This is a genomic window from Bradyrhizobium sp. PMVTL-01 (genome assembly GCF_051861855.1).
Classification (GTDB): Bacteria; Pseudomonadota; Alphaproteobacteria; order Rhizobiales; family Xanthobacteraceae; genus Bradyrhizobium.
In genome coordinates this window covers 455,980-480,077 of record NZ_CP193983.1, presented here as the reverse complement: position 1 = coordinate 480,077, position 24,098 = coordinate 455,980, and the positions used below count along the sequence as shown (strand labels likewise).

At 60.8% G+C, this 24,098-nt stretch carries 20 protein-coding genes; 14 read left to right on the top strand and 6 right to left on the bottom strand.

The annotated features are described in order from the left end of the window. Positions 1-216: 216 nt before the first annotated feature. From ACRQ5Q_RS43150 to ACRQ5Q_RS43140, 3 genes are all read right to left on the bottom strand, one after another. Entirely contained in the window at positions 217-1,416 is a 1,200-nt protein-coding gene (locus ACRQ5Q_RS43150) for an RHE_PE00001 family protein (RefSeq protein WP_439400528.1), read from the bottom strand. Between the two features lie 322 nt (positions 1,417-1,738). Then, positions 1,739-2,134, bottom strand: a complete 396-nt coding sequence (locus ACRQ5Q_RS43145; protein WP_439400346.1) for a type II toxin-antitoxin system VapC family toxin — start codon at positions 2,132-2,134, stop codon at positions 1,739-1,741. Then, positions 2,134-2,379 carry a type II toxin-antitoxin system VapB family antitoxin gene (locus ACRQ5Q_RS43140; RefSeq protein ID WP_439400345.1) on the bottom strand — a complete coding sequence of 82 codons (246 nt, stop codon included), beginning with the start codon at positions 2,377-2,379 and terminating at the stop codon, positions 2,134-2,136. Before ACRQ5Q_RS43140 ends, ACRQ5Q_RS43145 begins: the two co-directional genes overlap by 1 nt. Positions 2,380-3,961: 1,582 nt before the next feature. Between ACRQ5Q_RS43140 and repA the strand changes: the two genes are divergently transcribed. The 8 genes from repA to ACRQ5Q_RS43100 all read left to right on the top strand — a co-directional run bounded on the left by repA (position 3,962) and on the right by ACRQ5Q_RS43100 (position 13,119). Next, positions 3,962-5,176 (top strand): plasmid partitioning protein RepA, encoded by a 1,215-nt coding sequence (repA, locus tag ACRQ5Q_RS43135; RefSeq protein WP_439400344.1) that lies wholly within the window; start codon positions 3,962-3,964, stop codon positions 5,174-5,176. Continuing rightward, positions 5,173-6,192 (top strand): plasmid partitioning protein RepB, encoded by a 1,020-nt coding sequence (gene repB / locus ACRQ5Q_RS43130; RefSeq protein ID WP_439400343.1) that lies wholly within the window; start codon positions 5,173-5,175, stop codon positions 6,190-6,192. The genes repA and repB overlap by 4 nt, the downstream gene beginning before the upstream one ends. A gap of 199 nt (positions 6,193-6,391) precedes the next feature. After that, positions 6,392-7,624, top strand: a complete 1,233-nt coding sequence (repC, locus tag ACRQ5Q_RS43125) for a plasmid replication protein RepC (protein WP_439400342.1) — start codon at positions 6,392-6,394, stop codon at positions 7,622-7,624. A gap of 885 nt (positions 7,625-8,509) precedes the next feature. Then, complete coding sequence (locus ACRQ5Q_RS43120) at positions 8,510-8,821, top strand: DUF736 domain-containing protein (RefSeq protein WP_036045117.1); 312 nt, start codon at positions 8,510-8,512, stop codon at positions 8,819-8,821. 523 nt (positions 8,822-9,344) lie between these two features. Next, positions 9,345-10,151: a ParA family protein gene (locus ACRQ5Q_RS43115; protein WP_439400341.1), complete on the top strand. Its 807-nt coding sequence runs from the start codon at positions 9,345-9,347 to the stop codon at positions 10,149-10,151. Beyond that, positions 10,141-11,121, top strand: coding sequence for a ParB/RepB/Spo0J family partition protein (locus ACRQ5Q_RS43110; protein WP_439400340.1), 981 nt, complete (start codon positions 10,141-10,143; stop codon positions 11,119-11,121). The genes ACRQ5Q_RS43115 and ACRQ5Q_RS43110 overlap by 11 nt, the downstream gene beginning before the upstream one ends. 418 nt (positions 11,122-11,539) lie before the next feature. Beyond that, a complete protein-coding gene (locus ACRQ5Q_RS43105; protein ID WP_439400339.1) occupies positions 11,540-12,058 on the top strand; it encodes a plasmid mobilization protein in 519 nt (172 codons plus the stop codon). Next, positions 12,055-13,119 carry a relaxase/mobilization nuclease domain-containing protein gene (locus ACRQ5Q_RS43100; protein ID WP_439400338.1) on the top strand — a complete coding sequence of 355 codons (1,065 nt, stop codon included), beginning with the start codon at positions 12,055-12,057 and terminating at the stop codon, positions 13,117-13,119. Before ACRQ5Q_RS43105 ends, ACRQ5Q_RS43100 begins: the two co-directional genes overlap by 4 nt. A 14-nt stretch (positions 13,120-13,133) precedes the next feature. On the opposite strand, the gene ACRQ5Q_RS43095 is transcribed toward ACRQ5Q_RS43100, so the two are convergent. Next, the gene (locus tag ACRQ5Q_RS43095; protein ID WP_439400337.1) at positions 13,134-14,789 is read right to left on the bottom strand and encodes a recombinase family protein; all 1,656 of its coding nucleotides are present in this window, start codon (positions 14,787-14,789) and stop codon (positions 13,134-13,136) included. A gap of 29 nt (positions 14,790-14,818) precedes the next feature. Here ACRQ5Q_RS43095 and ACRQ5Q_RS43090 point away from each other — a divergent pair, with 29 nt between their 5' ends. The 6 genes from ACRQ5Q_RS43090 (at position 14,819) to ACRQ5Q_RS43065 (ending at position 19,966) form a co-directional block, all read left to right on the top strand. Then, complete coding sequence (locus ACRQ5Q_RS43090) at positions 14,819-15,067, top strand: hypothetical protein (RefSeq protein ID WP_439400336.1); 249 nt, start codon at positions 14,819-14,821, stop codon at positions 15,065-15,067. Between the two features lie 163 nt (positions 15,068-15,230). Next, positions 15,231-15,977, top strand: coding sequence for a hypothetical protein (locus ACRQ5Q_RS43085; RefSeq protein WP_439400335.1), 747 nt, complete (start codon positions 15,231-15,233; stop codon positions 15,975-15,977). Positions 15,978-16,042: 65 nt separating this feature from the next. Next, positions 16,043-16,255 carry a hypothetical protein gene (locus tag ACRQ5Q_RS43080; RefSeq protein WP_439400334.1) on the top strand — a complete coding sequence of 71 codons (213 nt, stop codon included), beginning with the start codon at positions 16,043-16,045 and terminating at the stop codon, positions 16,253-16,255. Positions 16,256-16,333: 78 nt separating this feature from the next. Continuing rightward, the gene (locus ACRQ5Q_RS43075) at positions 16,334-16,645 is read left to right on the top strand and encodes a hypothetical protein (RefSeq protein ID WP_439400333.1); all 312 of its coding nucleotides are present in this window, start codon (positions 16,334-16,336) and stop codon (positions 16,643-16,645) included. A 2-nt stretch (positions 16,646-16,647) separates the two neighbouring features. Continuing rightward, positions 16,648-18,903 carry a VapE domain-containing protein gene (locus ACRQ5Q_RS43070; protein WP_439400332.1) on the top strand — a complete coding sequence of 752 codons (2,256 nt, stop codon included), beginning with the start codon at positions 16,648-16,650 and terminating at the stop codon, positions 18,901-18,903. A 535-nt stretch (positions 18,904-19,438) separates the two neighbouring features. Next, a complete protein-coding gene (locus ACRQ5Q_RS43065) occupies positions 19,439-19,966 on the top strand; it encodes a hypothetical protein (RefSeq protein WP_439400331.1) in 528 nt (175 codons plus the stop codon). A gap of 270 nt (positions 19,967-20,236) precedes the next feature. Here ACRQ5Q_RS43065 and ACRQ5Q_RS43060 read toward each other — a convergent pair whose 3' ends face one another. Together ACRQ5Q_RS43060 and ACRQ5Q_RS43055 are read right to left on the bottom strand one after the other, a co-directional pair. Next, positions 20,237-21,919 carry a flavin-containing monooxygenase gene (locus ACRQ5Q_RS43060; RefSeq protein WP_439400330.1) on the bottom strand — a complete coding sequence of 561 codons (1,683 nt, stop codon included), beginning with the start codon at positions 21,917-21,919 and terminating at the stop codon, positions 20,237-20,239. A gap of 138 nt (positions 21,920-22,057) precedes the next feature. Beyond that, positions 22,058-23,257: a serine hydrolase domain-containing protein gene (locus ACRQ5Q_RS43055; protein ID WP_439400329.1), complete on the bottom strand. Its 1,200-nt coding sequence runs from the start codon at positions 23,255-23,257 to the stop codon at positions 22,058-22,060. Between the last annotated feature and the right edge of the window lie 841 nt (positions 23,258-24,098).

Here is a 24,098-nt window from a genome sequence, read left to right as displayed (position 1 = left end):
CTGGAGCACGCACGGCGCGAAGCCGGCGGTCTGCTGGGTCGAACCTTTCCGCATTTGCCAACCCGGCCCGCAATGCGCGTTCCGCGCCGAGACGAGCGGACCGCCTTGCGGTTCTCGACAGGCTTGACATGAAGCAGCGCGCCGGGCTCTTCCTCGAAGGGTCGCTTGCGGTAGTACTCGGCCGGGAAGCGCTCGGTGAACCACTCCGGAAGGTGTCTACAGGACACACCACGCCCGATAGCGTCCCCGGCCGGTGGCCTCTCGCAGGCCGAGCTCGGCAACCAGGTTTTGGGCAGCACGGGGAGTGATCCCGAGTTCCGCCGCGATCATCCCCGCGGAGACGATCGGCCTAGTCAGCACGTAATCGAGGAGAGCCGGCAGTTTTGAAGTGGCGCGACGGTCCGCGAGTTTGCGGGCAAGCAGATTTCTGGTCATCAGCCAGCGGTCGTGGTCCTTACGCCCAGACTCGGCGGCGGCGGTCATCGCCTCGAGTTGCACGATCAAACGCGCGGCGGCGTCGCGTGGGCGCCGACGCTCGTGCGGAATACTTTTCAGCCCAGCATGCAAGCACGGCAGATGTGAGCGCGTTTTGCCGCGGTCCCTCAACAATGCCGCGGCGAGCAGGCGGCCGAGCCAAGGCGTGTGCTCGAGCGGTTCAATCACACCCCAGGCGTCGGCGGCAATCGCCCCCGCTAGGGTCGGCGGCAAGCCCCGAGTCTGGTCGACCACATCGCGCCAGTGATCGAGGCGTCCCTCCTCGTCCCAGTCGGGATCATAGATGAGGGAAGCCCGCTCCGGCCGGAACCGGGTCTCGTCGGCGAGCCTACGCTCCATCCTGGCGTTTGCGGCGTCGACCGCAGCGAAGGCTGAGGCCAGGTGCAGATCGGCCTCGAGGAGGCCGAGCGGCCCTTCAAGACTTGCCTCTTCCCGCTGGGCGTATCCGTCGACCTCTAAACTTCCCCCACCTTCCTTCCGATTGCCTGTTTCTTGTTCTCGCTCGCCCCGGCCGCGGAGGCTGGCAAGTCCGGTAGCTGACAGCGCCCAATTCGGCTTCGCCTCGGCGACGCGACGACGGGCACGCAGCACGGCATGTGCCCGGGTCAGCTCATGGGTGGGAGCGCGGATGTCCATGCCGGCGTCGTGGAGGACAAGGTCCTCGAGGTGGACAAGTTCGCCGTCCAGCCACAGACTGGCACAGGCATCAGTGAAGTGCGTGCGGTTGATTACGCCCTCGCGGATTGGGCTTTTGGCCAGCCGTTCGTCTAGGCGCGCCACGGCGTCCTCGGCGGCCGCGAGTGGCCCGGCGAGCTGGCCCCATGGCAGCGGATTGGGGATTTTGTAGCTAGACGCCAAGGTCCTGATAACCTTCATGGGAACCGACGAAACGGAAGCTAACACGGCTTTACATTCCGTCATAGCCATGTCGAATTCGAGACCATCCAGGATTTGATTTTCAGCTCGCAAATCAGCGGTTTGAGCGAACTCGACCCAGGCTAGTCACCGCTGTCGGCTCCAAACCGCGCCAGGATGGGCCGCTTGTCAGCTTCCCTTCCCTCTTTCGGACGCCTTCGGCTGCCGTCCAAGCTCAGATGTCCTCGTCGGTCAGAACGACGGTCCGAATGGCTCCGCGATCACGGCTGTCGGGGTGGCTTCCCACAGACGGTTCCGTTGCTTCGCCGCGAATCACCGTTCATAACATCTTCTCTGACTTCCAGCCTCGCTCCAATAGCAATCCTTGTCAGGCCGCCTCGATGTCGGTCTGCGGAAAATCGGCACCCTTGAACATCAAGGGTTCACCGAGACGGCGTGCGCAGGCATACGCGAAACAGTCTCCGAAATTGAGCCGAGCCGGGTGTCGGCCCTTGCCGAAGCGGTCGAAGGCGTCGAGTGCGATGCGCGCTGTTTCGGGCACCACGCTCACCACTTTTATTTCTATCAACGCGAGATAGCTCTCGACCGCTTCGGCGGCCGCGGCGATTGGCAGATCGAGCACGCGGGCGATGGCAATCGCCGCCTCCCATACGGCCAGCGGCGAGGTCAGCCGGGTTGTGCTTTCTTGCACGCGCGCCAGCAACTCGCGCGCCTCGTCTTCGTCGGTGAGCATCGCGGTGAGCGCCGAAGCGTCGATGAACATCAGGTAGCCTCGTACAGGCTGTCGCGGAACGCCTTGTCAGCAGGCTTGCCGCTCTGCGGATTGCCCTTTGCCTTCAAATCGCGACAAAACTGGACGCCCAGGTCGACCAATGACGGCTTGCCCTGCTCGCGGTCGAGTTCATGGGCGAGTGCCGTGTGCACGGCCTCGGTCAGTCCGATTTTCTTCAGGGCGGCGACCCGGCGGGCCAGCGCGTCGGTCTCGGGATTTTTGATATGGAAGGCCATGCGGCGCTCCTCTAGCGCGTATCGTGTATCCCTATATAACACTCCGGATACACCGCGTGAAGGCGGGGGTATTCTCGCCAAATCTGATGAAGAAGGTCGTAAACGCACAGAGGCCATAGAGTTCTATGGTTAGCATTATATGAATGTCACTCGCTGGCCGCGCTGTTTCCGATAAACGCCTATCACCTTGACGGAACTCCGACCGAGGACAACGTCCAGCTCCCGTCGGCGCGCGCACAGCATTGTTGTCAGCTGACAACAATGCTTCAGCGCCCGGTCGCTACCTAGCACCCCAGTGTGGGGCGACTCTCCGCTCCCATTCGGCGTCACGCAACTGCGGCGAGATTGGATTGTGGATCCACCTAGTTGTCTTCGGACAGAGTGCCTTCCGAAGCTGATGCTGCGGCTGACAGCCGGATCGAGGCATGTGCTCAGCCTGCCCTTCGGCTGGTTCTTTCCGACGGCCGACGGTCATGACCCAATGCCGTCCCTGATCACCCAAGGTCCGGTGGCGCGTCCGCCTGCCCGGCCGCCGCTATCCCGTTGGCCGTCCGGACCCAGGGGGATGTTGTCAGCTGACAACAATCTGTCTGGCGTCGCAATGTCCCCCTGCGATCGAGACGTCTCGGGAGGGTCCGATGCAGCGCGCTCGCCGCGAACTCGAAAGCTCCCGATGGTACCCGGGGCATCTGGACGCCAGACGTTATAATTGGATCCGGCCCGGCGCGAGGCTCCATCCACCGCACCGTTTAACGGTGGTGGCCCGACCGCGCATTATCTTCCTTCGCTGCAATGGATCTCGGTGGTCCGCGCCCCTGTGTAGCCAAGCAGCGCAATAGCAATCGTGGATGGACCGGAATGGACTCGGTTGATTTGCTCGACGCCTGTTCGTTCGACCGGCTGGCAGAGACCTCTGCTATCGTGTGCCGCTCGCTCTTGCCCCGGGCGAGTGGCGGCCCAGCAAGATGTCGGAATGGCGCGTCGATCCACGGCGACAGCCCGGCCCACCGTTGGATCTGGTGACCCAACGTTCCCGCTACTCGCCATCCAGCTCGGACGCTTCAAACCAGGCGGGGAGGGCGCCTTACGTGAGGCATCAGGTTGGGTAGCTTGAACGGATCCATCTTAAATTACGAGAACGCGATTCTCGGGTTGGAAACGACTGGCTGGGAAGCGGGGAATAGGAGACTCGCGCGCGATAGCTCAACCGCCCGTCAAGGGCCGGTACCCGCTGACATGATGTCAGAATCGAGGGGTTTTGCTGCACCTGGGCGGAGATGTCGGCGCATCCTTACATAGCAACGGCCATCGGTACCGCAGGTGGTGGGATACCAAATGACGCTTGGGACCCCGACAGCCCAGTCGACTCACGCTATAGGAAAGGCTCTTCCGGCTGGGCCGTTGTTGTCAGCTGACAACAGCAAGGCGATGCGCCCAAAACGCAGCTACTCCCTGTTCGGCAAGCCATCAACGGTTAAAAAGCTCGTTAACCCTTTATTTCTTGCTCAAATCAAAGAATCGTGGCCATCTTTCAAGACGGAGATTAGGCGTCTGACGCGTGGAAACCGTCTTGAGAAGGCAAATGGCGATCTTAGCGGAAGATTCGGTTACGATGAGCGAGACTGCGTCTGCGCGGATCTCTCGGCACGCCGGCATTCTTTCCGGCCAGCTTCGCTCGCTCGCGACGACGCTTTTCCCACCTTCGGCGAGCAAGTCGCTCCGTTCGTTCACCTCGGGGGAGGTTGCGCGAATTGCGGGCGTGTCCGATGGCTACCTGCGGCAACTCTCGCTCGACGGACTTGGACCAACCCCAGCGACGGGCCTTGGCGGACGCCGATCTTATACCTTGGCCCAGATTCACGAGTTGCGCGGGTATCTAGCCACCGCGCGATCGCGCGAAGCAGCGGAATTTCTCCCGCGCCGGCGCCCAGGCGACAAGCTCCAAATCATCACAGTCGCGAACTTCAAAGGCGGTTCCGCTAAGACGACGACGGCATTGTATCTTTCGCAATACCTCGCCCTTGCCGGCTTTCGGGTCCTGGCGATTGATCTCGATCCGCAAGCTTCGCTGTCAGCAATGTTCGGGTACCAACCCGAGTTCGACATCGCAGCGAACGAAACCCTCTACGGCGCCATTCGATACGACGAACACCGACGGCCGATGCGCGAGATTGTCCGACCGAGCTATTTTGACGGGATAGGTCTCGTGCCAGGCAATCTCGAGCTTATGGAGTTCGAGCACACCACGCCGCGAGCAATGGTCGAGCGGCGTGAACGCGGCCACGACCTGTTCTTTCGCCGGGTTGCGAGCGCTATCGACCAGGTCGCCGACGACTATGACGTGGTCGTCATCGACTGCCCACCCCAACTTGGTTACTTGACCATGGGCGCGCTAAACGCCGCGACCGCGATGCTCGTGACCATCCACCCTCAGATGGTCGATGTTGCATCCATGAGCCAATTTCTCCTCATGACCTCTGACCTCATGTCCGTCATCGAGGAAGCTGGCGGGCGACTGGATCACGATTTCATCCGGTACGTCATCACGCGTCACGATCCCAATGACGTGCCCGAAGCCCAAATCGTGGCACTCCTCCGGACCCTTTTTGGATCGGATGTTCTCCAAGCCACAGTGTGGAAATCGACCGCGATCGCCAATGCCGGCCTCACTAAGCAATCCCTGTATGAGCTGGAGCGCGGCGCCGTAGGGCGGGGCGCCTACGATCGTGCATTGGAATCGGTCGACGCGGTCAATGCCGAAATCGCGCAACTTCTTAAGAAGGTGTGGGGTCGATGAGCAAACGTACTGACACTATCAAGAGCCTTTTCACGGCCCCGCAATCACCCGCGTTGTCAGCTGACAACATGCCCGCTGCTTTGCCGCGGGTCTCGTCGGGCTCAGTGCGCTCGTTGAAAGACTCTTTTTCCGAAGTCGAGAAAGAGAACGAGGAGCTTCGCGACAGGATTGCCTCCGGGGCGATGATCCTTGAAATCGACCCGTCGCTTATCGATCCGTCGCCGCTGGCCGACCGCTTTCGCGACCAGGATGATAGCTCGTTCGAGGAACTGAAGCAGTCGATCGCACAGCGTGGTCAAGAGGTGCCCATTCTCGTTCGGGAGCATCCTGAAGCAAAAGGGCGCTACCAGAGCGCGTACGGTCATCGCCGCGTCCGCGCGACGCGTGAACTAGGCATTTCGGTCAAAGCGATCCTGCGAGCCCTGTCAGATGAAGCGCTTGTCGTGGCGCAAGGACTCGAGAACGCACCACGCGAAGATCTGAGTTTCATCGAGCGCGCCACCTTCGCAATGCATATTGAAGATGCCGGGCATAGCCGATCAGTCGTGCAAGACGCGTTGTCGATTGATCGAGCGGAGGCTTCGAAACTTCTTGCCGTGGCCCGGTCAGTTCCAACCGATGTTATTCAAGCAATCGGGAAGGCTCCGAAAGTTGGCCGCGGCCGCTGGCAGTCATTCGCTGAATTGATCAAGGATGCCGTGGCCCTCAAACGTGTCAGAGCGGCGATCGCTGAACCGAAATATGCAGAGCGAGAAACCGACGCCCGGTTTCTTGCAGCATTCACAGCAGCAAGCCGTCCGCCGTCCGCCGGCGCATCGAAGGCTTCGCAAGAGAAGCCGGTCTATTCCGCATCTGGCGACAAGATTGCGCAGGTGCGTCGCGCCGAGCGCGAATTGAAGCTTACCCTCGACAAGAATGTCTCGGCGACATTTGCGGCATTTCTCGTCGACCAAATCCCGGCCCTGTTCGACGCCTTTTCCAAGACGAGCGGCGGTCAGGAAACTACCGAGGCCTAACCGCCTCGTCCCGTAAACACGAACCAGGAGCAGACAAGGCAAAAGAAAAAGGCCCCCGAAACGGAGTTCCGGAAGCCCTTCTCTTCAAGTTTGGCGACTGACAGAGAATCACTTTCGCGAATCGCAGTCAAGAGTTTCTACGCGATTTTATCGTCGTTTCGGCGAGCAAGTTTTCCTTTGCCCAGCCTGAGGCAAAGACATGCAGTCACACTCTCCAACGACGCCTTTTGGGCGGCGATCGTTGACGCTTGCCCATGTGGCAAGCCAAATGGTCGCAACAGAACGCCCTCCTGAAAAGATCGTGCACAAGTGGAAGATCTTCCACGCCATCTGTACCGCACGGCCGCGCCTTGGCGTGTCAGAGCGCGCGCTGTCGGTGTTAAACGCGCTCCTGACCTTCCATCCTGAGACTGCTCTGACAGGAGAGGATGATCTGATCGTCTTCCCGTCAAACCATCAGCTCAGTCGACGGGCGCACGGCATGCCGGCATCGACGCTGCGGCGTCATCTCGCTGTCCTGGTCGACGCGGGACTGATCGTTCGGCGCGACAGCCCAAATGGCAAGCGCTATGCGCGGAAGGACGATGCCGGCGAAATCGAGCTCGCCTTCGGTTTCGATCTGTCACCACTCGTTGTGCGCTCGGAAGAGTTCGAGAGCCTGGCGGCCGATATCGAAGCGGAAGCCCGGGCACTCAAACTGGTGCGTGAGCGGATCACGCTGTGCCGGCGCGACATCGCGAAGATGATTGCAACTGGCATCGAGGAAGGCGTCCCGACGCGAAGGGCAGGGCAGGGGCCGGCTGATTGGCAGGAGGTGCATGCCGCCTTCCGCGCAATGGTCGCTCAGATTCCACGCACCGCGACGCGCCAGGAGCTCGAGCCGATCGCCGACGAGCTGTCGCAACTTGCTGACGACGTGCTCAATTTGCTGGAAGCACACATCAAATCCAAAAATCCGAGCGCCAATGAGTCCCATTCTGAGCACCACATACAGAATTCAAATCCAGACGCACTTATTGAATTTGAACCTAGCCTTCCAGAAGGCAGGGCGGCGAGAGCTGAGCCAAAACCTCAATCATCGCGAGTCGCCGAAAGTTCGTATCCGTTGAGAATGGTCCTGAGTGCATGTCCGGACATCGTCGATTATGCGAAGGGTGGGATTTCGAACTGGCGCGATTTCCTCGCCACCGCGGCCGTAGTGAGATCAATGCTGGGGATCAGCCCGAGTGCCTGGGAGGAGGCGCAAACCGTCCTGGGTGAAGTGCAAGCGGCGGTCGTCGTCGCCTGCATCCTGCAGCGTGGGACGACGATTAGATCGGCTGGGGGCTACTTGCGCGGGCTGACGCGGAAAGCGGAGGTCGGAGAGTTTTCTCTTGGGCCGATCCTGATGTCGCAGATCAACTCCCGGCGCCACGAAAAGCGACGAGCGTGAGCGGTAGGTGGGACTTATTGGCTTCCGGTCATCGACGCCGATCTGCGCTTCGCTCGAGCACTGCGTTGTCCGTGGCCAAGTCTTTCTGCATCGCCCTTGCGCGCCGCTGGACGAGGCCGATTCGCTCGACGGATGCTGACCGTGGCCGCCCTCGATCTATTGCCGAACGAGTGCGAAAGCAGTGTGGCGCCTGCCATACGGGCGCAGCGTGATCGCCACATCACAGCGCACGGCGCTTCGACTCCGTTTAGGTCCAGTTTGGTCACGCACCCCAGTCCGCACGTGCCAACCGCGCGCGCACGGCGTCGCGGCGAAACCTCCGGAGGCCATCGTCCGCGATGCTCCGACCGGATCGTGGATGGTGTTGCACTCATCGAAGATCGCAGCATCGATGCAGCAGACGCAGGATGTCCGGGCATGCCAAGTTCGTGGGCGTGGTTGTTTGTCGACCTGGCGGCGGCGGCGAACTTCGACTCGCATCTGCTGCTCTCCCGTTCCCTTTGCGCGGGATATGCGGTCTTCAGCCGGCCTCGTCAGGACAATCGGATCTTTTCGCAAGTGCTCGTGACCGGCGATGTGATGTTGCCAAGGGGCCTGTCTTCCTTCCAACTGTTTTCACGAGGGCAGCCCACCTGCGTCCTCGATTACGGCTGGTCTGACCGAAGGACGGTCCCCCTGCGGGGGACCTCGATCTCGTCCCCGCAACGCCCGTCCTCGACTTTCTTCCCCTGGCGCTGCGCGCCATTCCCCGCGAGACAAGAAAGTCGCTGCCGGCCGCCCTCCACTTCGTTTCGGCCCTTCAGGTGCGGGTCGATCGCCTCCGGTCTCACGACTGCCATCGAGGTCGCGATGGGCGCGGCCCGAGAAAACCAAAGGAATGAGACAATGGCTACCATCGGCACCTTCACCGCGACGGACAACGGCTTCTCCGGCGCTATCAAGACCCTCAATCTCAACGTCAAGGCCAAGTTCGTCCGCGTCGAGACGCCCTCCGACAAGGGGCCGCACTTCCGCATCTACTCCGGCAACGTCGAACTGGGCGCCGCCTGGCAGAAGGTCGCCCGCGATACCGAGCGCGACTACCTCTCCGTCAAGCTGGACGACCCGAGCTTTCCCGCTCCGATCTACGCCACCCTCATCGAGGTGGAGGGCGAGGAAGGCCTCCAGATGATCTGGTCGCGCCCGAACCGGGACTGAGCCTCCAAAGAAGGCTCCGCCGCGAGGCGGGGCCTTCTTCCCTTCGACGCCGCTTTCGAACCATTTGCATCGCGCCGCCACGGGCTTCGCATCAACTGGTAGAGCATCAGCAGGTTGATGCCCTATTTGCGCCTGAGGGCGCCGCTCGGTTCTTACCGTCGTCCAGGTTTGGTGGGCGTCGGCTTCGTCTCGTCTTCCCACACTGTACGGAGATTGCGAGGTGGCGCTGCCTCAGAACGTGTTGGTTTGAACCAACGCGGCTCGAGGCACACGCATGTGGTTTTCGTTGTCCTGCTTCAACTCCGGTGTGCGCCTGCCCAACCGATGCGAACTCATTCGACTGAGGGCCTCGTTCCTATGTGGCTCGGCTCCACCTGACTCTTCTGGCAGGGGATTTTGTGCCTGGCTTTCAGGATTCTGCCGCGTGCTGGTTCGCAGCGGGCGTTGGTTCAAACCAACACCAGGATGAAGAGGCGGGTCAAATCAGGACCGAGCCGGTAGGCGAAGCACGGTCTGGAGGAACATGGATGAAACGGGCGCAGATGGTTGCACCAAGGTCGACCCGGTGAACACGATCGTCATCAACAACCAAAAGGGCGGCGTCGGAAAGACGACGCTTGCCGTGCATCTGGCCTGGTTCATGGCGGAAGCGGGCCGCCGGGTTTTGATGATCGATGTTGATGCGCAGGGCAACGCGACCGACACGCTCAAGCAGCATACTGGGTCGATTTCGGCGGCCGACCTGTTCAAGCCGGCGACCCGGTTTGTCGCTGGGGAAAACAACGGGATCACACTGGCGCCGGCCGACAGCTCATTGACGGATATCGATCGCGGCAATGCTGCAGCTGTCATGACCCTGCAGCAGAATCTCGCCGATGCCGCCGACCGGTTCGATATTTGCGTGATCGACACCCCGCCATCACTTGGCGTTCGCAGTGTCGCCTGCCTGGTCGCCGCCTCGCATGTTCTGGCACCGATTTACCTGGAAGATTACTCGGTAAAGGGCGTCAAAGCCCTGATGCAGACCGTGATCGGTGTGCAACGACGGTACGGTCGCCAGAACACGCGATTCCTCGGCCTGCTCCCGTCGAACTTCAACACCAAATCGCCGCGTCAACGAACGCACTTGGAGCAGTTGTTGCGCGAAGCGGGCAAGTACGTGTTCCCAGGCCAGATCGTTGCACGGGACGGCTATGCCGAAGCGGTTGCGGAACGGGTGCCGGTGTGGAGCTTGAAACGTCGCTCTGCGCAAGAAGCGGGTCGGGAAATCCGCGCGGTTCTCGCCAAGATTGTAGAAAGGCTCGATCAGGAGACGAAGAATGACGCTTGATCTCAGCTTCAAGGAGCTCGTCGACGTCGCGGCAAACCCGGGCCACGAAACCGGACGACCGCTTTTGGTCGCGATTGACTGCATTGACGAAGACCCCGATCAACCACGCCGTACCTTCAGCGAACAGGAACTGGAGGAGCTCTCCCAATCGATTGCCGAACATGGCGTGCTGCAACCCATCGTGCTTCGCCGTTCTAATGAAGATGGACGCTATGTCATCGCCATGGGCGCGCGCCGGTACCGCGCCGCGCAGCGCGCAGGGCTGCGGGAAATGCCCGCGTTCATTCAAGACGTCGCTTTGCCCGACCGATACGCGCAGATGATCGAGAATATCCAGCGCGATGATTTGCGCGCGCCTGAGATCGCCAAGTTCATCGCAGATAGATTAGACGCCGGCGATACCCAAGCGGAAATCTCGCGCAAGCTAGGCAAACCAAGAGACTGGGTGTCGCGCTACGCGTCGGTCAAAAGCATGCCGAAATTCCTCCGGGCGCGACTTGAGGGCAGTTCGATCCGTGCTCTTTATGAACTCTACCAGGCTTGGCGCACGCATCCTGATGAAATCGAACGGCTATGCGCTACGCAGGACAGCTTTACCGATGCGCAGGCTCGGCAACTGGCCCGGGGCGTGCGCGGGGACGGCTGCGCCAATCCCCGGAACGAATTGCCGGCTGAACGATCTCGATCTGAAAAATCCGATCTCCTCCCGGAAGCAGCGCTCCCGCGCAACGGTGTGAACGACCGCGAAGCGGCACGGGAGGATCAGCCAAAAACTCGCGTCGTTTCACAATCGAGGTCGGCAGCATCGCTGGCAATCAGGGTTCGGTACCACAATCGGCTCGGTCAGCTTGTTGTCGATCGGCTCGCGACGCAAGGCTCTCGTCACGCTGTGGTGTTGGCCGACGGTGCGGACAAGGCAGAGGAAGTTCCAGCGTCAGCGCTTACGATCGAGGAGATCCTGTGGAGATGAACTCGTTCGACACCTTCTCGACCGCAAAGACGAACCATTGGTGCGTGCCAACGGAGCGACTTTCACATCCCAACGATGGCGCGTTAGCGCAGCAGCCGAAGGCCGAACGCGCTCTCCATAGTGCTGTAGGGGGGCCGCAGGCTGCTGGAAAGTTGCGGTCCACATCGCCGATGCCAGTTGGTGCGTTCGTTTCCTCGGTTGCCGGCCGACCGGTGTTCGCGATGACTATCTCGACAAAGGGACGCCGCGGGCAGAATCTGGAAGAGAGGGCAGGGGGCGTCGATTGCTTCGCCCTGGCACGCCCTGAACGGAAGGAGTGTTGGTTTGAACCGACAATAAGAGGCACATTTTTTTGCTTTCTAGTGCAGGATAGGCTTCGCGCCAGCGATGTATTACATCGCAATTGGAATTGGAGTGCATGGCTCTGATCTCGCTTCGCGTCTCCGACGAAGTCGCGGCGGAGTTCTCAGCTTTTGCAGCTACCCAGGGCGGCAAATCCGCGCTGCTGCGGCGTCTCATCGCCGATGCATTAGCTGCACCGGCGTCGCGCATCTTAGCGTTGCCTATCGGACGGCCGGAGAAGGTGACGGTGCGATTTCGCGAGAGCGAGATGCGGCAGCTCGCTGAAGTTTCACATCAGCGCGGCATGACGCGAACCGGCTGGATTGTCGCGCTGGTGCGTTCACGGTTGGGGTCGCCCATACAGCACTCCACGAACGAGCATGAGGCGCTCCGTGCGATCGTGCGCGAGCTCAACCGGATCGGCGGCAACATCAACCAGATTGCGCGCGCTGCAAACACCAGCCTGCTGCAGGGCAGGGCGGTCGAGCCGGATCTATCCGCAATTCGCGAGGCCAAGTTGGTCATTGAAAGAGAGCTCGCGCAATTGCGCAATGCGTTGAATGGCAACGCGGATTATTGGAATGGGCAGCGATGAAGCGGCGCCATTCATCATGGCGGACCGGCCTGGCGTCCGAACTCCCGCCGATCTCGTATGTCTGGGAAACGCCCAATCGGCGCCCTCGGCGGGCCGAGTGGGATATTCCCGATCCGGCTGCTCCTGGCCGCCTTACGTCGGCGATGCGCGCAAAGTTCGAACGCATCGTGCGCCGAGCACCAGAAGTGATGGTCAAGATCACCGGTCGCACTAAGAGCGCGGCGCATCTGAAGTCGCACCTTGCATACATCACACGAAACGGCGAGCTCGACGCGGAAACAGAGCAGGGCGCGACGCTGGCGGGTCGTCTCGGATTGAAAGACCTGCAGCAACGCTGGGAGGATGATTCTGTCCTCGACGACAAGCGCCGCCGCGATGGTTCCCTTTCGATCAACATCATTCTATCGATGCCGGCGGGAACCGATGCGATCGCGGTCAAGGATTCGGCGCGGGCATTTGCCATCGAGACGTTCGGCTACAATCACGACCACGTCTTCGTCCAGCACCTCGACGACAAACATCCCCACGTGCACTTGACGGTTCGCTCACTCGGCCACGACGGCAAGCGCCTCAACCCTCGCAAGGCGGATCTTCAGGCGTGGCGGGAGCGGTTTGCTGGCGAACTCCGGCTTCGCGGGATCGCGGCCGAGGCCACGCCGCGGCGAACTCGCGGACGGGTCCGAAAGGCCGATCGCGGGGCGGTCCTCGCTATGCGCAAGCGAAAGTTCACACCCGATGTAGACCGGCTCGCCCGTAAGGAAGTGCTTTCGGAAGTGAGGGACGGCAGGACTGCCGAACAACCCTGGGACGAAAAGATCAAGTCACGTCAGGACGCGATCAGGCGGCGATACCTCGACTATGCCGCCGAGCTACTGCGCTCCGAAGCGGTAGCGGATCACGCGCTAGCTCGACAGACCCTGCAATTCGTCAACGACATGCCCGCCGTTGAAACTCTCCGGCATGCGCTGAAGAACCAGCTTTCGGAGCTTGCCAAAACTCGGCGACGCGGCGCGGAGCAGGGCATCGATGCAGAAGGGAGCGACAAAGAGCGAACCAGATAACCGAGTGCCAGGAATCATAATCCTGGGGTCGGGGGTTCGAGTCCCTCCCCCGCTACCAACGATCCCCCCGACATAGCCATATTCGGAAACAAGGCCGGATTGCCGCAGAGCGCGGCGAGGCGGCCCTTGATGTCGATCCGCACGGTCCGGTCATCCTCAACATTGGCCTTGGTTCCGGCACCGCCCGCCCGGCTCGGGCTGGCGTGCACGATGATGGCTGTCACCAATTCGCGGAGGGGAGCGAACTCGGTCGGGGTGCCGCGCTTCAACTCGTCGGCCAGTTCCATGACGGCGCGCTTGTAGCGGTCGATGGCTTTCGGGTGCAGGGCGATCACCTTGTCGGCTTCATTGGTCTCCTCAAGGCGCCGGGCCAGCGCCTTGCGGTCGGCCTCCAGTTCATTCATTCGTGGGATGAGTGCGTCGCTCGCCATGCCTTTCACGATGAAATCGACGATGCGCTTGATCTCGCGCTCGATTTCGCCCAGGCGCCGCTCCATCCGAGTGCGTTCCGTGCTCGCCTCCTTCTTCAGCCGCTTGCGCTCGGCGTTATAGGCATCCACAAATTCGGCGATCACCGCGGGATGGGCGAGGTGCTGGTGCAAACCCTTGATCGCAAGCGCCTCGATGCTGTCGAGATAGACGCGGCGACCATTGCTGCAAGATCCGCTTTCGCGATACGTCGAGCACTGCAACCGAAGTCCTTTGGCGTCGCTACCGATCGAACACATGCCGCCGCCACACGAGCCGCATCTGATCAATCCGGAGAACACTCGCTTCGGCGCGCGCGCCTTTTGCGCCGTTGCCGGAGTCGCCTCGCGGCGGCGCTCGGCTTTGATGACTTGCGCGGCATTGAACGTTGCGTCGTCGATGATACGCAAATGCGGCGCCTCGACGATCTTATATTGCTCTTTCGGATTCGGACGCGACAGGCGCTTGCCCGTCGTCGGGTCCTTCACCATTCTGACCTTGTTCCACACGATGCGACCGGCATACAGATCGTTGAGAATCATGCCGCCGCCGCGCGCGACGTGACCGTTGATAGTCGAACTATTCCACAGCCGGCCGCGGGGAGGGCGCACACCGCGCTTGTTGAGGTCGTGCGCGATTTGGCGCGGCGTCTTGCCAGAAATGTAGTCGGCGAAAATCTGACGAACAATCTCGGCTTCGTCTTCAACGATCTCTAGCTCGCCTGGCTTGTCTTTGATGGCGCGGTAGCCATACGCCCGTCCGCCAGCGTGCCGGCCGTCGCGCAAGACGCCTTCAAGGCCGCGCCGAGTGTGCACCCGCAGGTTTTCGATAAATTGCTCGCTCATGAGCGCGCGCAAGGCGCCGTCGATTGTACCAACCTTGCCGGTGGCAGTGTGCAGGGTGATGCCCAGGAAATCGAGCCGCTTGCGAGCGTTGTGATAATCGGCCTGATCGCGGAAGATGCGATCCATATCTTCGGCGACGATGACATCAAACAATTTGCTTTCGGCCGCTTGCATCAGCGCCTGATAGCCTGGGCGATTGACGGCGGCTGAGCCCGAGATCGCCCGGTCTTCAAATGTCGAGATCACGGCCATGCCCTCGCGCGCGCATAAATCGCGACAAAGAGCGATCTGATCGTCGATACTGCGATCTTTCTGGCGGTCGCTTGAAAATCTGGCGTAGATGGCGCAGCGGTTCATGGGCTTTTGGTGATCGCGGGGTTCGATGCTTGGCGGGCCGCGATCTCGGCCTCATGATCCTCGCGCGCGAGTCGTTTGGCAAGCTCCTGCACATACCGAAGAACGGCCTCGTCGGGCCGATCCGGCGGTATTATGGGAGTCACGCGCGACATTTTCAGGTTTTGTGGAAAATGGCGCTCGTCAGAACAGGGCCGCTATCGCTGATGGATGGTGCGGCCCGCTTCGGCTCGGCTGCCATTACCCTCCTTGATCTGCATTGGAGTAGTAGATCGTTGTAGAGGGGCGTACGCCTGCGAGAAGGTTAAGTTGGCCAGAAAATAGCTGGCCGACTTAACGCCCAAGTTGGCTGCCCAAAGACCACTTGTCAGCTTGGCGCCAAGCAATACGGACCAAGGCGTTTCTCCCTATTGCAGTGTGTTGCAGGGATCGGCACACTACGGCATGATCGATGCTTCCCGGACAAACACGCCTGATTGGCTTGCTGCCTTGCGCGACCCGATCAAGGGCGATCTAAAGCTGTCGTCCTTCATCCGCGCGCCCGAGCACATCCCTGATGTCCTCAAGGCATTTGGCGAGCAGCTTCCGCCTGACCGGCGACGGATCGTCGTCGCACTTGACCATATGGTGAAGAACCTACGGTTAGCCCTGGAGTACGAGCCGACTCTCACGGTCACGGACAGGGAAGAACGGCTTAACCGCATCGTCAGGTCGGGGAAAAGCATTCTACAAAACATGCACTCCGAACTGCGCTTCGCGATTTTCTGGGCCAACCTTTTGGAGGTGCCAGTCACGGATCGCGACTGGAAGGTGCCCATCGCAGATCGTGACACGTTTGCGGAGGCCCTGTATAGCCACGACGCGACCTTCGATGTGAGCCTGATGCTCATCATCTCTGGCGCGGAAAAGCTGTTGAATAACCCGGAAATTTATCGCGCCGTACTTTGGCAGCCTCCCGGAGAGGAGCGTCACAAGGCGCTGGTGCGAGCGCTGCTTTGGGAACCGCTCCTCAACCTTTTGGATGATTTCAAGATTGAAAGCTATGACCAACACCAGCCGCTGATCGACACGATCAGGTCACTGCATCTCGCCTGCGGGGTCGACCCGCCCAAAGAGGGCGCCGTCCGAGTAGCGGTTCACGAGAGGAAGAAAGCCGCGTTAAGTCAGCAGGGCAAATCGCCTCCAACTTAACCTTCCAGTCCGGGAGAAGTCGCGAGACCCTCTAGTTTCGAGTTGAAACTGAGGGAAACGTCGGCATGACGCTCACCACCGATAAATCCACCGACGAACCGGAAGGCGACGACAGCCCGACGCGGCTTGGATATCGCATTTCCGAATGGTCGGTGATGACTGGCACCAGCCGCGTCACCACTTGGCGCAATATCAAGGCCGGCAAGCTCAAGGCGGTCGATTATTGCGGGATCACCCTGATCCCCGACAGCGAGCGTGCTCGCCTCTTTCAACCCTAATCACGTGAAAAGCCGCCCTGGTGTCTCTAGCCGGGGCGGCTTTAGATTTTTAACACCAGAACGGCGTGGGAGGCCGTCATGGCCAGCAAGGATGATATTCTCGAAGGCGATCGCCTGCAAGATCGTACTCATCGGAGCGCGCCCGCGATTGATCTTGCGCGTCATGTCTCTCTGATCCTGAAGCAGATCAGGTTTGTCGTGCGGCACGCAGTGTGCGGCACGAAGTCTGACGATGCCAAGAGCATCGCGGCGATCCGCCAAATCGCGGTCGAGCTCCGCCGGTCGGCCTATGCCGTCGAGGTTGAGGCCAAGCGCCGCGAGGAATGCGCCCGCGCCCGCGCCGAGCGTAACGCGATCCTGTTGCGCGATCGCGGCCACCCGGAGGCGTAGTCGTGAACGCACACACATTCCCGTTCAGCGTTCATCAGATCGTTGCCGCGCTCGGCGGTCAGGTCACCGGCCCCGATACCTGCAACGTGCCCGGTCCGGGCCACAGCGCCAAGGACAAGTCACTCTCCATCAAAATCGACCCGACCGCGCCCGACGGCTTCCTGGTGTACAGCCACGCCGGCGACGATGGGGTTGAGTGCAAAGACTGGGTTCGGCAGAAGCTCGGTCTGGAGCCCTGGACCGGCGGCCGCAAGCCGAGTGCGGCGAGCACCGGCGTAACGGACTACATCTACAAGAAGGCCGACGGCACGCCGTATCTCCGCGTGCGCCGAACGGCGGACAAGCGCTTTTGGCAGCAGAGCTGGAATGGCCAGGAGTGGGTTAATGGTGCCCCGAAGGGCCCGAAGATCCCGTATCGCCTGCCTGAACTGCTGGCGGCCGAGCACGATGACGTGTTCATCGTCGAGGGCGAGAAAGATGCGGATGCCCTCACCAAACGTGGCTTCACCGCAACGACGAATTCGGGCGGCGCAAAGAAGTGGTCGCCGGATCTCAACCAGTACCTAACCGGCAAGAACATCTACCTCTTGCCGGACAACGACGATGTGGGCGCTGACCACATGCGCATGGTGGCCGCGCAGCTGCTGCCAGTAGCTCGTGCCGTGTACCTTGTCGAATTGCCGGGGCTGCCGCCCAAAGGTGACGTTTCGGACTGGTTCAAGGCCGGCGGCACCGTCGACCAACTTGCCGATCTTGCGCGGCAGGCGAAGCCGATCGATGCCCGCGCGTTCGGCGCTGGCAGCGCACAACCGGAGAACACCGCAGAAAGCACGAGCGCAGCCGCGCCCGAGGCGGCTCAAGCAACCGGCAACTCGAAATGGCGCTTCAATTTGATCTGCACCAAGTCGGGTAACCCGCGGCCGCTGCTTGCAAACGCGGTCATGGTGCTGCGCCACGCAGACAGCTGGCAAGGAGTGCTGGCATTCGATGAATTCGCCTATCGGATCATGCTTGTCGCTGCTCCGCCCTGGGAGCAACGTGCCGAGAATGTCGAATTCCGCAGCCGTGCCTGGACCGAGCAGGACGATATCGCTGCCACGGACTGGTTCCAGGTCGTCGAACGCATTACCATCACGCCGAACGTCACTGCGCAGGCCGTCGAGCTGGCCGCGAGGGATCGCACCTATCACCCGGTCCGGGATTATGTCCGGTCCTGTGAGTGGGACGGTCAGCACCGCCTCGGCACCATGCTCAGCGTCTATTTTGGTGCCGAGCAGTCGGCCTATACCGAGGCCGTTGGCCGGATGACGATGATCAGTGCCGTCGCTCGGATTCTCGAGCCCGGTTGCCAGGTTGATACGATGCTCATTCTCGAAGGTGAGCAGGGGCTGATGAAGAGCACCGCGATCAAGACGCTCTTCAGCCCCTGGTTCACGGACGACATTGAACAGCTCGGCACCAAGGATTCGTCGATGCAGGTGGCGGGCGTCTGGGGAATCGAGATCGGCGAGCTCGACGCGATGAGCCGCATCGAAGTGTCGAACACCAAGGCTTTCGTCACCCGTCGGGTTGATCGGTTCCGGCCGCCTTACGGCCGGCGTGTCATTGAACGCCCGCGTGAATGCATCTTTCTCGGAACGACCAACACCAACGACTATCTCAAGGATCCGACCGGAGCCCGACGCTTTCTTCCAGTCGTGGTCACAAAGGTCAATTTGGTGGGCTTGCAGCGGGATCGCGACCTGCTCTGGGCCGAAGCGCGCGTCCTGTACGAGCAGGGCGTGCCGTGGTGGTTCACCCAGGAGAATGCTGATGCCGCTGCCACGGCAAAGCAGGAGCAAGAAGCGCGCTATCAGGAAGACGCTTGGGAACAGCCGATCGCCGATTACCTCGAAAGTCGTCTCCACCGGCCGCCGAACGATCCGGCCTATCGCGTCACGATCGAACGGATCTTCAAGGACGCCCTCGACATCGTGGACAAGGGCCGCTGGGATCAGAAGGCAAAGAACACGATCGCGCGCTGCTTGAAGCGCCTTGGTTGGAAGAAGAAACAGGTCCGGGTCATGATTGCGATACAGGGAAAGCCGGTAAGCAAGCCGCGCTGGTTCTATGTGCGCGAGCCGACCGCAGACGAGCTGATGCAGGATGCTGTCGCAGCGGCGAAAACCGCCACCCAACCGCAGAACGACCAACGTAACCAGTCTGATGCCGACGTCATCGACTTGCAGCAGGCCGCAGAGCGAAGCCGAGCGAAGTAACCAGTATGCCGCAGGTGGTCACGGGTAGCCGTCGGCAACCTGTGACGCCCAAAGTGCAGTCAGCGCAAGCCTGTAATTAGTGTAACCGGTGTAACAACAAGGAAGGAAGTTAAACGATTGAACGAGCAGGGGAGCATGAAGAACTCTCTAGGAGTTCTGGCAACTCCTGGTGACACTGGTTTCAGGGGTTACACCAGTTACGCTCGCGGAAAGACGCCGGCCAGCGCTGGCGGCCCGCTTGCCCGCGGATCTGCCGAGATGGCGCCCCCTGCTTTGCGCGGCCGTGGCGCGGGTGTGTCTGATTCCGGATCACTACGAACAGGTGAAGGTCGAGTCGCTCTGCATGATCCGGTCCAGCAGAACGAGATGATCTTTCTGAAGCCGATGGCGAGATCCGAAGCATTGGGTCCTTCCTGACCGTGGCCCAATGTGGGTCGCACTTGCGCGCCCGGTCGCCCCAGGGATAAAATTTTACAAGAGGCCACAACAACAGCATAAAATCCCATAAAGACGCACCACAACAGGCGGGAAAGGGATGAAGGATCTATTTTCTATCAACCGCGCAGCCGATCTCCTTGAAAAGGACAGGGCGACGCTGGTGCGCGCGCTGCGGCATCTGCCGCCCGAAGGCTACTCCAAGCATGGTCACCCGCGCTGGAGCATGCAGACGATCCGCAATGCCCTCGCCGTGAAGCCTCAAGCGAGGCGCGAAACCGGCAAATTTCGTGATCGGTACAGCCTCCGCTCGACGAAGCTGGACCGCATGCGCCTTGAATACGAGAAAGGCCTAGCGCTCATCGGCGCCGAGCCATCGCTCGACAAGCGCCGCGACATGGCGCTGGCGCTCGCACCGCTGCTCGAACAATACCAAGCGGCATATCTCGAAATTGCCCGGTCGCTGCATATCGCCGATGATGACGTGCTCACCGTCCGGAGCGATTTGATCTGGAGCGAAATGATGGACGAGGTCAGCGCGGCGGCCGAGTGGCCGCGCGATGAGGGCTTCTTTGAAAGGATGTACGAGGTCATGTGGCCTCATGCCGAGGACGAGGAGGTGGGGTGATGACCGAAGCCGACGCGGCCGGGCCTGCACCCAGGTTGCGCCGGCTCACTAGCTCTGATGTGCTCGGTCCTATCTACAAACTACATCAAGGACCCGCTGCGGCAAGGTGGTCTCCACGATCGTGGGATGCGGCCGATTTCGATGGCAATCCGAAAAGTACCAGCCCTCCGGCAACGCACAGAGGGCAACATGTTTATCCTATCTCCCGTCCCACGACTGCCATGCGGGAGCGGCGACACTCAACGCCGCTCCCGGTCAGGGACTGTCAGGTTATTCGGCCGCAATCGGGTGCACGGTTCCGCCCTGGCTATGGCTCGCGAACGCAAAGCCCTCGTAGCCCTTTTCGGCGATCTCGGCGCACTTCCTGCGATATCCGCCGACGCCTTCCGGGCCGAGATACGGCAAGAAGCGGTGCGCCTTGCCGTCGATGTTGGCGCCCATGTACCAAGAATTGGCCGTGATCATGAGGGTTGAATTCACGACCTCTGCCACGTGAGCGCCCCACGCGTCTTGTGCCTGGGCTGTCGCCTCGATGGTCGAAAGCTTGCTTCTTCGCATGTAGGCGATGCATTCAGTGATCCACTCGACGTGCTGCTCGATCGACACCGGCATGTTCGACAGCACCGAGGGGCTTTGCGGGCCAGTGATCGTGAACAGGTTCGGGTAGCCGGCGATAGCCACGCCAAGATAAGTCTGCGGCCCGGCCTCCCATTCCTGCGCCAGGATCCTGCCGCCGCGGCCCTTGATGCCAAGCTTCTTGAGTGGGCCGGTCAACGCATCGAAGCCAGTGGCGATGACGATGATATCGAGCGGATACTCCTTGCCGCCCGCGCGAATGCCGTTCGGCGTGATTTCCTCGATCGGGCCATCGCTGGCTGCATCCACCAGCAGCACGTTCTTTTTGTTGAAGGTCTCGAAGTAATTCGTGTCCAACGGCTGGCGTTTGGTGCCGTAGGGATAATTCTTGGGCGTCAGTTTCTCGGCGACCACCGGATCGTTGACGGTCGAGCGGATCTTGCGCTTCAGATAGTCGGCGATGATGTCGTTCGCTTCCTTGGAGAAGAACATATCCTGGTAGTTGGCCAGCCAGAACGCGAAGCCGCCGGCGTCCCACATCCTGTCGAACTCCCGCTCACGCTCCTCGGGCGTGGTATCGAGCACCACCTTCGGCAGGAAGTTGAGTTCGAATCCAAAGAATGAGTCCTTGATGCGCTGGCGGATCCCGTCGTAATCGGCCTTGCGTGCCTTGGTGACCTCAGGATCGACACGGCCGTTGCGCGCCGGCACGCAGAAGGCGGGAGTGCGTTGGAACACCGTGAGGTGCTTGGCTTGCTGCGCGATCTCCGGGATTGCCTGCACCGCGGTCGCGCCGGTGCCGATGACTCCGACCCGCTTGGCGGTGAAGTCGACGCCGTCATGTGGCCACTGGCTGGTGTGGTAGCATTTGCCCTTGAACGACCCCAAACCTTTGAACGGCGGCATGTTGGCGGTCGACAAAGCACCGACTGCGGTGATGACAAAGCGGGTTGTGACTGAGTCGCCCTTGTCGGTTCGCACGGTCCAAAGCTCGGTGTTGTCATCAAAGATGACCTCCACAACGCGTTTGCCGAATTGGATGTCAGGCTTCAAGTCAAAGCGCTCGGCGCAATGCTCGAGATAGCGAAGAATTTCATCCTGCTCCGGATAGCGCTCTGACCAGTTCCACTCCTGCAGCAGGTTCTTGTCGAACGTGTAGCAATAGATGTAGCTGTCAGAATCGCACCGCGCGCCGGGATAGCGATTCCAGTACCAGGTGCCGCCAACCCCGTCGCCGGCCTCAAACACGGTCACGTTGAGGTCGAGCTTGTCGCGCAGCGAATGCAGCATGTACATGCCGGAGAAGCCTGCACCAATGATGACGGCATCAAAGTGGGTCTTCGCGCTTGCTTCTGGCGAACTACCTTGCACAGTCATGATGTTCCTCCCGTTGTGAGCGCTTATCATCGGCACAGAGGGCGTCTCTGCGCGCCGTCGTTTCGGTCGGGTCGTTGCGCCGGTCCGGCAATAGGTCAGACCGGCATCGTCCGTAGTCGGAGGCCAGGTCGGCCGCCCCTACGCCGCCACGCGCACCTCGCCGCTTTGATAGGCGGCCGTCTCGAAATTCATGTAGCCGACAAATGAAGTCGGATCTCCAAAGGGGAGGATCTGCGTCGCCCAATAGCCACCGAAGCCGTTTTTGCGGTCGATCCAGTAGAACGTGTTGGCGAGGCCGGCCCAACCAAGGGATCCGGCCGGCCTTCCTGTCGGCGCGTCCTCGTCGTTGAGCATGAAGGTGTAGCTCCAGGACTTCTTCAGACCCGGGAAGAACTCGGCATCGTTCGACAGTGTTGCAATCACGCCAGGCAGCATGACCACGGCCTGGTCCGCCCTAAGACCGTTGCGGACCGCCGCGGCGACGGTCTCCTGCTTGAGCACGCGGCCATTCGGCGCCGCCCCATCGTTCAGCCACATGCGGATGAACTTCATGTACTCGCCGATCGAGGCGTAGAGCCCGTGGCCGCCCATGTGGACTTCCGGGTCAGGCGGCAGCTGCATGTCGGGAAGCGGGGTCAGCGACCCGTCGGCTCCACGCTGGTGGATGACGGCAAGGCGTGACCGCATCGAAGGCGTCAGCGAGAAGCCGATGTCCTCCATCCCGAGCGGCGCAAAAATCCGCTCCTTCATGACTTCGCCGAGGCGCTTGCCGCGGATGCTCTCGACAATCTGCCCACACCAGTCAATGTTGCTGCCGTATTCCCATTTGTCACCGGGATCGAACAGGAGCGGTGTCATCAGCGACGCCTTCGAGCAGGTCACGACACTCGGCTGGCCCTGCTCCTGGGCCAGGCGGAAATAGCTGGCGTTAAAGAAGTCGTAGCCCAGGCCAGCCGTGTGCAGCATCAGCATTCGAGTGGTGATGTCGCGCTTTGGCTTCCGCAACTGCGGCTTGCCGTCGGGGCCGAATCCGTTGAGCACTTCCAGCGTGCCGATATCGGGAACGTAGGTTTTGGCCGGGGCGTCCAGGTCGAGCTTGCCCTCCTCGACACATTGCAGAATGGCCGTGCCTGTGATCGCTTTGGAGGTCGAGAAGATGGCAAAGACGGTATCAGCCGTCATTGGCTGACCGCCGCCAAGCATACGCTCGCCTGCGGCGCCTTCGTAGATGTTGGTCGAGCGATCGGTGATCATTGCCACTACGCCCGGAACGCGGTCTTTGCCTGTCACGACACTCTGCAAAACCCCGTCACATGCGCTTTTCAAGTTGTTACCCATCGCGGTTCCTCCCGTTGAAGCTCGTTCAGTGTGATCCTGTTCTTCTTCTCCACGGGCCGTCGACGGTCCCCACCGAACAATGTCATCTGTCGTGACGCGTGGAAGTCGCCCTCCATTGCGTTTGTCCCAACGCCACTTGCGCGGACGAAAGTCGCGCCGCGGCCCTAGCAGCAATAGCACTCTGATTCTTGATCATGATCTCGCTCGAGGTCAGTCGCGAAGGTTGACCGAGGGCCGGGAAGACTAGAACGAATTCCAAGATGCGGCTACATCTCTGTGGGCCATCGAGAGTACGGATATTTTTCCGAAGGCATGTCAGCGATGCTGACTGTTGAATGTTCTTGGCAGCGCATCAGGACACCACGAAATTTTCGTCGAATTAGGTGGCGGCCGTCTTCCGCTTGTGTGGAGGGCTCCTCCACGGGCACGAGAGTGAGTTGGCGATAGATGTTCTCGCCACCGATCGCGCTCTTAGGATTTCGCAGGCAGCCCACCGCGAACTGATCCGTAGAAACCTAGGTTAGTAGGCGCCCCACACATCGGTTGTGGAACTCACTGCCCGTCCCTGACAAACAGACCGAGAGTAAAGAAGCCAAGCCGTCACCTCGGAAGAGGCACGCCGCATCATCAAGGAGTATGCGAACGACCTCCGCGAGATCATCAAGCAGCTCCAACAACGCCTGGTGTATTAGGGTCGTCGTTCTTGGTGGCCTTTTTCCAACGATCAAGCCATGTCGCCTCTTGGGGCCACAAGCCGACATCCGAACATGTTCCTAGGCATTTTCTTTTTGGTCAATGCACCAGAAACACTCTACGGCGTTCACTGATTGCTTTTTACAAG